Annotated in this window: 7 protein-coding genes; 1 reads left to right on the top strand and 6 read right to left on the bottom strand. The window is 43.6% G+C overall.

Going from position 1 to position 8143, the window contains the following annotated elements; all coding sequences use genetic code 11:
• On the bottom strand, positions 1 to 1184 hold a 1184-nt coding region (locus tag ACTXGO_RS07265), incomplete at its 3' end, for a saccharopine dehydrogenase family protein (RefSeq protein WP_443573869.1).
• A gap of 284 nt (positions 1185 to 1468) precedes the next feature.
• Positions 1469 to 2692, bottom strand: a complete 1224-nt coding sequence (locus tag ACTXGO_RS07260) for a carboxynorspermidine decarboxylase (protein WP_443541523.1) — start codon at positions 2690 to 2692, stop codon at positions 1469 to 1471.
• A 180-nt stretch (positions 2693 to 2872) separates the two neighbouring features.
• On the opposite strand from ACTXGO_RS07260, the gene ACTXGO_RS07255 reads away from it, so the two are divergent.
• Positions 2873 to 3448: a DUF924 family protein gene (locus tag ACTXGO_RS07255; protein ID WP_435951028.1), complete on the top strand. Its 576-nt coding sequence runs from the start codon at positions 2873 to 2875 to the stop codon at positions 3446 to 3448.
• Positions 3449 to 3491: 43 nt separating this feature from the next.
• Here ACTXGO_RS07255 and ACTXGO_RS07250 read toward each other — a convergent pair whose 3' ends face one another.
• From ACTXGO_RS07250 to ACTXGO_RS07235, 4 genes are all read right to left on the bottom strand, one after another.
• Positions 3492 to 4739 carry a CAP domain-containing protein gene (locus ACTXGO_RS07250; protein ID WP_443541525.1) on the bottom strand — a complete coding sequence of 416 codons (1248 nt, stop codon included), beginning with the start codon at positions 4737 to 4739 and terminating at the stop codon, positions 3492 to 3494.
• 175 nt (positions 4740 to 4914) lie between these two features.
• Positions 4915 to 6216, bottom strand: a complete 1302-nt coding sequence (locus tag ACTXGO_RS07245; protein ID WP_443541526.1) for a CAP domain-containing protein — start codon at positions 6214 to 6216, stop codon at positions 4915 to 4917.
• A gap of 216 nt (positions 6217 to 6432) precedes the next feature.
• A complete protein-coding gene (locus ACTXGO_RS07240; RefSeq protein WP_443573868.1) occupies positions 6433 to 7278 on the bottom strand; it encodes a ribonuclease HII in 846 nt (281 codons plus the stop codon).
• A 25-nt stretch (positions 7279 to 7303) separates the two neighbouring features.
• The coding region (locus ACTXGO_RS07235) for a lipid-A-disaccharide synthase (RefSeq protein WP_443573866.1) at positions 7304 to 8143 on the bottom strand (840 nt) is incomplete at its 5' end.

Raw genomic sequence — 8143 nt, 5'->3', positions numbered from 1 at the left:
TTGGCATCCAGCTCTTCGACGTTGACCATTTTGCCCGCGTCCCACTCGCCTGTGGCGATTAACATAGCAGCCGCGACAGGAGGCACGCCTGCGGTATAAGAGATCCCTTGGCTACCGACCTCATTATAGGCGTCTTTATGATCGGAGATATTATAGATAAATACTTCGCTATCAACGCCATTAATCTTGCCTCTAACTTTATCACCAATACAGGTTTTGCCCGTATAGTTTGGCGCCAGCGAGCTTGGATCTGGTAGTACCGCTTTGACCACTTTTAATGGAATGACTTCTTGCCCTTCGGCAGTCATTACCGGCTGCTCGGACAACAGACCTAAGCTTTGTAAGACGGTAAACACATTGATATAGTGCTCACCAAAGCCCATCCAAAAGCGTATATTGGGCACATCTAAATTGGCTGACAATGAGTGAATTTCATCATGACCACTCAAGTAGCTGTTTTGCATGCCAACGACTGGCAAATCGTCAGTACGTTTGACCTCAAACATTTTATTCGACTGCCACTGGCTATCTTGCCAAGAGTAGACGGTTCCCGTGAACTCACGAAAATTAATCTCAGGATCGAAGTTAGTGGCAAAATACTTACCATGATCGCCAGCGTTTATGTCAATGATATCGATATCAGTGACTGAGCCTGCATCCATCATGTCATAGCCCAGACGCGCATAAGCGTTGACCATACCAGGATCAAAGCCTGCGCCCAAAATCGCCGTGACATTGTTGTCCGCACAGCGCTGACGACGCTGCCACTCATAGTTGTCATACCATGGCGGCGTCTCGCAAATTTTGCGCGGATCCTCATGAATGGCGGTATCGATGTAGGCTGTACCCGTCTCGATACAAGCTTCTAATACGGTCATATTGATAAATGCCGAGCCGACGTTAATTAAGATTTGAATACCGGTATCGTTGATAAGATCGATGACAGCTTGAGTATCCATAGCATCGACTTCATGCGTATGCAAGACAGCAGCTTGCTTAAAGCTGCCTTTGTCTTTTACGCTCTGAGCGATGGCATCACATTTATCCTTGGTGCGAGAGGCAATATGAATCTCGCCGAGCACGTCATTGTGCATCGCACATTTATGGGCGACTACTTGCGCGACGCCGCCTGCACCGATGATAAGTACGTCTTTTTTGCTGGGTTTGGTTTGGTTTGTGTTCAATGAACAATCCTCCTTTGTGTCCCTGTCGATACCAGTGATATGGCTATGCAAAACAGCAACGAGTGAATGATGTGCGTGAATGAAAAAGGAAGACCGAGGAAAACCCACGCACCCGTCGGGCAAACATCGTTTTTAGTCGATAGCTATTTGCCCGTGGCGATTATAACAATTTTTATTCTGTTAATAGTAAAAATAATGTATAAAAATACAGTAACAAAAACTACAGATAGTTATCTCTAAACCTTTGTTTTTTAGCGTTTAAGCAGATTGAGCAACGCAGTTATTTAAGACAAGCTATCCTTGTAATCTTGGTAATCAAACTTGCGCTGAATATAGATACTGCCATCAAGGCGACGAATGACAATCGCTGGCATGCCCACGCCATTGAACCAGTTTTTCTTCACCATCGTATAGCCTGCGGCATTACCAAACGCGATGGTATCACCTACCTGTAACTGGTTAGGTAGTGCATACTCGCCAAAGATATCACCTGCCAAACATGAGCGACCGTAGATAATCGTATCATCATCTGCCTGCTCTTTATTCACAGGAACTATATCAACGACACTCTCATTAATAGTAGCGATAGACGCTGACTCTTGATAAATCAGTAAATCTAGCATATGCGCTTCAATAGAAGCATCGACGACAGCTAAGTTCTTTTCATTGTGCATAGTATCTAATACTGTGGTGACTAATGAGCCTGCGCCATGAATACTTGCCTCACCCGGCTCAAGATAGACTTGTACGCCGTATTTTTCACTAAAGCCTTTTAATCTATCAGCGAGTTTTTCTAGTGGATAATCAGGGGCGATAAAATGAATGCCGCCGCCTAAGCTGACCCAGTCAAGCTGCGCCAACACGTCACCAAATCTATCTTCAATATCAGCCAAACTTTCGCTAAAGGCTGCAAAGCTGTCGTTCTCGCAGTTGTTATGGATCATAACACCTGTGATATCACCAAGCACCGCGGCAATCTTATCTTTGTCATGCTCACCCAGACGGCTAAAGGGACGCGCTGGATCAGCAATGATAAAAGATGAATTGCTAGTCTTTGGGTTCAAGCGTAGTCCTACTGGAATATTCTGTGCACAAGCCTTATCTTTAAAGCTATTAAGCTGTGAGATAGAATTAAAGATAATCTTATCGGCATAGCTTAGTACTTCGTCAATCTCGCCTGCGCTATAGGCCACGCTATAGGCATGGGTTTCTTTTTTGTCTTTGCTACTACCTTCATTACTATTGTCAGCATTATCACCAAAAGTTTCATAGCCTAACCGCACCTCGTTGAGTGATGATGAGGTTGTACCATGCAAGTAAGGCTGCATAACATCAAATACGCCCCAAGTCGCAAAGCATTTAAGCGCGAGCAATGCTTTCGCGCCTGATAATTCACATAGCCGAGCAATAATCTGCATGTTGGCAACGATTGCCGCTTCGTCAAGCAGATAATAAGGGGTTGGCGGTAGTGCGGAGTTAGGAGTTTTTACGGCGTTTTTAGAATTCATAAGAGGTTACCTAATAGCTGCTGTTGGCATCATGACAGATATAAATATTTGCGCTATAGTAGACTAAATCCATCATAATTAGAATATCTTATGTCGCTATCTACTGATTATTCCAACGCCTCAAACCAAGCTCATTCATCACAGCTCGATCCCAAGAATATCGACTTGACGCATCTCAATATTGACGCCCGCGCAGTATTGGATTTTTGGTTTGATAAGGACAACGAGGCCTGCTGGTTTGAACAAAATGACAATTTTGATCAGCAGATAGCGGACAAATTTGGTGATATTTGGCAAGCTGCTAAACAAGGTGAATGCGTAAGCTGGCGTATTGCAGACGCGACTGCTGATAGCAATAGCTCAATCACAGCGCTGGCAGGACGTTTGGCTGAGATTATTGTGCTTGATCAGTTCTCGCGCAATCTATGCCGCGACGAGGCTTGCGCCTTTGCTCAAGATGGTATGGCGTTAGTCCTTGCGCAAGAAGCCATCGAGCAGCCGCATTTTAATAGTTTGCCTATGGAGTGGCGCAGATTTACGATTATGCCCTTTATGCATTCAGAATCGGCTATGATTCATGAGCGTTACTTGCCTCTGTTTAAGCAGTTAAACGATGCAAATACTTTAGACTTTGAGCATCGTCATAAAGACATTATTGATCAGTTTGGCCGTTATCCGCATCGCAATGAAGTGCTGGGTCGCACATCTACTGACAAAGAAGAGGAGTTTTTAAAGCAGCCAGGATCTTCGTTTTAGATGATCAATACAACGACAGATAAATCGCCTATTTCACTTTATATTACGAGTAGTTCACAGCGCCTGTTCTAAAGGTAAACGACTGACTCTGTATACGATTATCACTCTGTACAATATCAAAGCGGACTCGGTACTCACTATTACCATGTAGTCCGCAGTTCTTGCTCTTTCTCGTCATGCCCCTGCAGCTACTTAGCGCATCAGTAATAGGCAATATAAAAGCCTCGTTCGCTGGCAGTGCAAACTCTGTATCTTTATACGGATCGTTCTGATAACTAAGGATGTGCGTGGGCACATTTATATCTCGCTCAATATCATAAAACTCAACATTGATGATTTGAATTTGCTTAGCGTTTGGCACATTGATATATATGGGCTGGCCTATTGGATCAGTACTCAAATTACGGCCCGTATGCTTTACAGGATCGGGCGTTTCGTTATAGAGTCCTGTTACCGTTTCAGTGACACCTTGACAGGGATAAGTAAAAACGCCAGAGAATGCTGCTCTTGATGTAGCCCTTGTCGCCGCTGCATTGGTGACTAGCATATAGCCTTGATTATTGTCTTTATCCATGTCAAAAGGTTTGTAGCCGACTACTGCTGTACCGACGAGTTTTGATTGCGGCGTCATCAATGAGCGCAAATGATAAGGCGCTGCCATTAATGACTTTGCCATCGAAGTCGTAGCAATGCTAGGAGAGATGAGTCTGCCTGCTGAATGATAATATCTTGTCTGGGCGATGTTCTCTGTGATGCCATAATTTATATTAGGATAGTTTGCATTAAACATTCGGTTCTGGACATCGAGTCCACTAAAGTACGGATTATTTGTACTCGTTACCGAATCGATATCCTTAATAGCTATTTGGTAATGCGGATTGAACCTAGTCACCGCCGCATTCTCAAAGGCATATTTAATGTAGTTGGCGTGCTGTAGTGCAATTTTGGTCAGCTCAGTATCTAGCGATAAGGTATCTAACCCGCAATGACGTCTTGCTGAGTTAAACTCGTTATTGGCCATCAAGGCGACATCATCATCGTTTTCATTTTCTAGACCTGCTGCACTGTCATCAATACGATTATCTACTGCTCTATCATTACTAGTCACATCAATCGGCGTCTTATTCCCTATGCCATTCTCAGTATCCGCTCGTAGATTAGTCACTAATGCATCAAAGTCTTTGATATAAATATCGCTTAAGTAGGTTCTATCTATACCATCATGAGCGGGTAGCAACAGGAGTAAAATAACCAGTATTCCTGAGTAATTGCTTGACGATTTAGCGCTCATTAACTGCCCTATATGATTTGATTATCTGATAACGGTCAAATTCGACCTTGAACCCCATTCATCATCTTTAGATAGTTTAAGTAAAAGACAAATAAAAAAGTATAAGGGGATACCTTATACTTTTTATTGTCTATTGAGTCTGTTGCAATTTTAGTAGACTGACCTTGTTTGTATACTAATAACTTACTTTGCCTGTCTTAAAGGTAAACGATTTGCTTTGCATATCTTTACCGTCGACTAAGACGTCGAAGCTGACGCGGTATTCACTATTACCATACAGTCCACACTGCTGACTTTGATTCTGAGTACGTTTAGCCTCGCAGCTTTTTAGACTGTCTGTGAGCGGCATGATAAAGGCCTCATTTGCTGGTAGTTCAAAATTGGTCCCTTTAAACGGATCATCATTACTATCCAACAATTTGACCGGTATATCGACATTGCGTTTCATATCACGGAACTTTATGTTACTCACTTTGATACTTTGGGCTGAAGGCATGTTGATATAAACAGGTTGCCCGATTGGATTAGTGCGCAAATCTCTAGTAGGCAATCCACCATTTGGATTTCTAAATGGATTGGGGCTTTCGTTATAAAGGGCAGTAACTGTGCCAGTAACGCCATTACAAGGGTAGGTAAAGATACCCTCAACAGTGTTATTTTTACTTGAATCGGTCACCGCTGCATGATTGACCAGCACATAGCCTTTGGCATGTTTAAAGCCCGATTTGTTAAACGGCTCGTAGGCAACCATACTTGAACTTGTTAGACTCGACCCTGGCATCATAAGCGAACGTAAATGGTAAGGTGCAGCTAGTAATGACTTAGTCATCGAGAGCGCAGCAACTTCTGACGCGACTATATTATCAGCAGTGCTATAGTATACTGTCTGCGCAATATTTTCGGTAACGCCATGGTTGACGTTGCTATAGCCTGCATTAGATAAACGCTTACCAAAACTCACCCCACCGAAAAAAGGATTATTGTTGCCTGTAACCGCAGCGATGTCGCTAATAGAGTTTTCAGTATGGGCATTAAAGGATGTAGGTGTGCTGTTGGCGTACACATGTCTAATATAATTACCGTGTTTAATAGCAACATTGCCAAGCTCTGCGTCATCTGACAAACCATTAAGACCGCAACTAGTACGTGCCAGACTGATCGTGTTATTAGCAGCTAGCGCAGCTTTAGTATCATTGTCTAAAGCAACAGGGGCTGGGTCTACTGGATCATCTTGTTCATCCTCTGGCTCATCAGGTACGGAGGTATCTGAGTCTGAAACAATTGGGTCTGAGACTATAATATCACTCTCTACTTCACTAGGTACACTCGGCTCAACAGCTTCATCTGCGCCAGAACTCGTGTTTGAATCGCTGCCCCCACCATCACCACCGCCCCCACCGCCCCCACATGCTGCTAGAAACAAAATAGAAAAAAGTAGTGCGCTTGAACGCTTCGCTGCCAGTGTTGAAACCATCATCAGTCCTCGATTGTTTGATAATACTAGAATGCTGTTTAGACTCTAGTTACAAACTATAAACGTAAGATACACAGTTTTCAATAGTAATGAGACATTATTTATCAAATTGTTTATATCCAAAATATGTTATATTTCAGGGATTTAAGTATTATTACTTAGGCTATTTTTACTAGCAGATGTTATTGTTTTGATTAAATACAGTTATGATGAGTGTATTCATTGCATATGTTTTATGGGCGCAAAACTACGTCTATGCTCCGGCAATACGCCGTAGGTATCGATAGCAGCTATGTGTGCACGAGTCGGATAGCCCTTATGCTGGGCGATAGTGTAGTTTGGATACCGCGCATCCATCTCATACATAGTTTTGTCGCGACTGACTTTTGCCAAGATACTAGCTGCCGCTATACTGGTATGACGCGCATCCCCTTTTATCCAAGCTTGGCAATCAATGGCGGATGGTGGTAGCCCTAGCTTCTCAAGTGTTAAATAGTCAAGATCTGGACAGCGATTACCATCGATGAGTATCTCAATCTGTTCTTTATTGAGCTCATTCTGCCCTCCTACCACTATTGTAGCGAAATGCTGGGCTATTGCCTTTAGCAACGTTTCACTACATAAGCGCATACCGAGCATGGTTGCGGCCAAAATATTAATCTGATCGATCACCGCAGCAGGTATCTCAGCGACAACAAAACCAAGTGCATACTTTTGCACGAGCGGATATAGAATATCGCGTTTTTTTTCACTGAGCTTTTTGGAATCAGTGAGTGTACAGAGCGGCGTGTTCTGTAACGGCTGATGCTCAATTAGATCTGACCAGGTATTAGGCAAGATAGCGGCAGCTATAGTAACGCAGCCGAGTAATGGACCGCGACCTGCTTCATCTACCCCTATTTGTAATGGTGATGACATAGAACTGAAGGTTTTATCAGTGATCAGCTTAGTGATATTGAGCTGACCTGATAACGTAATCGGTGCGTTTAAACTGACATATTGATCTTTAATATCAATGTTCCCGATAGTATCGTCGAGTACGATGATCTGCTCTATTTGACTCATAACTTAGCGGACTTATTGTTAATATTTATGATTTGAAATACCGAACCTTTTGGGCATAATATTGTTGCACGGCGCTATTGGCAGGATTGTGATTGCTTTGCTGTTGCAGAGTTTTTTTGGTTTCAATCAAAGCCCTTAATTGCTCATCATAAGCGCGCGGCTGGAGCAGTTGCATGACAGTACGGCAAATGTTCTCCCCCGTTGCTTGCTCTTGAATGAGTTCAGGGATGATGGCATCGCCTGCCAAGATATTGGGCAGTCCGACATAAGGCACTTTGACCAGACGCTTAGCAACCTGATAAGTCAGCTGATTTAACTGGTAGATCACAACCATAGGCCGCTCAAGTAGCATCGCCTCAAGGGTTGCTGTACCTGAGGCAAGCATGACCATATCAGAGGCTGCCATTGCCTGCTGACTAAAGGTAGGTAGGCTGTCATCATAAACCACAACGATTGCAGCTCGCAGTGATTCTGAGCGCTTATCGATTACCTCTTGTACAATATACTGATGGTTTTGATCAACCGTTGGGATAATAAAGCATAGCTTTGGATCTAGGAGTATGAGCTTTTGAATACCGTCAAGCATCACCGGTAAAATAGCAGTAATCTCACTGCGGCGCGACCCTGGCATCACGCAGATGAGCTGACTGACTGCATCGAAACGGCTGGTAAAAAACTGCTGTAAGCCATCATTGTGCCAGACTAGCTCACTACGTAGCTGGGTCATCGGCGTCTGAACGAGCGCTTGATCTATAGTGCGTAGTAGCGGATGTCCAACGCAGATCGCTGGATGATCATACTGCTCATACACAGGCAATTCAAAGGGAAATAAGCACAGCACCAAGTTGGTTGCCGCCTTGATACC

This window comes from Psychrobacter sp. T6-1 (genome assembly GCF_052258445.1).
This window is presented reverse-complemented; position numbering and strand designations above follow the sequence as displayed.

What these genes read in the sequence shown, in the direction of transcription:
- ACTXGO_RS07245 (WP_443541526.1), bottom strand. Translation starts at nt 6,216, where the DNA reads ATGATGGTTTCAACACTGGCAGCGAAGCGTTCAAGCGCACTACTTTTT.
- ACTXGO_RS07240 (WP_443573868.1), bottom strand. Translation starts at nt 7,278, where the DNA reads ATGAGTCAAATAGAGCAGATCATCGTACTCGACGATACTATCGGGAAC.
- ACTXGO_RS07250 (WP_443541525.1), bottom strand. Translation starts at nt 4,739, where the DNA reads ATGAGCGCTAAATCGTCAAGCAATTACTCAGGAATACTGGTTATTTTA.
- ACTXGO_RS07260 (WP_443541523.1), bottom strand. Translation starts at nt 2,692, where the DNA reads ATGAATTCTAAAAACGCCGTAAAAACTCCTAACTCCGCACTACCGCCA.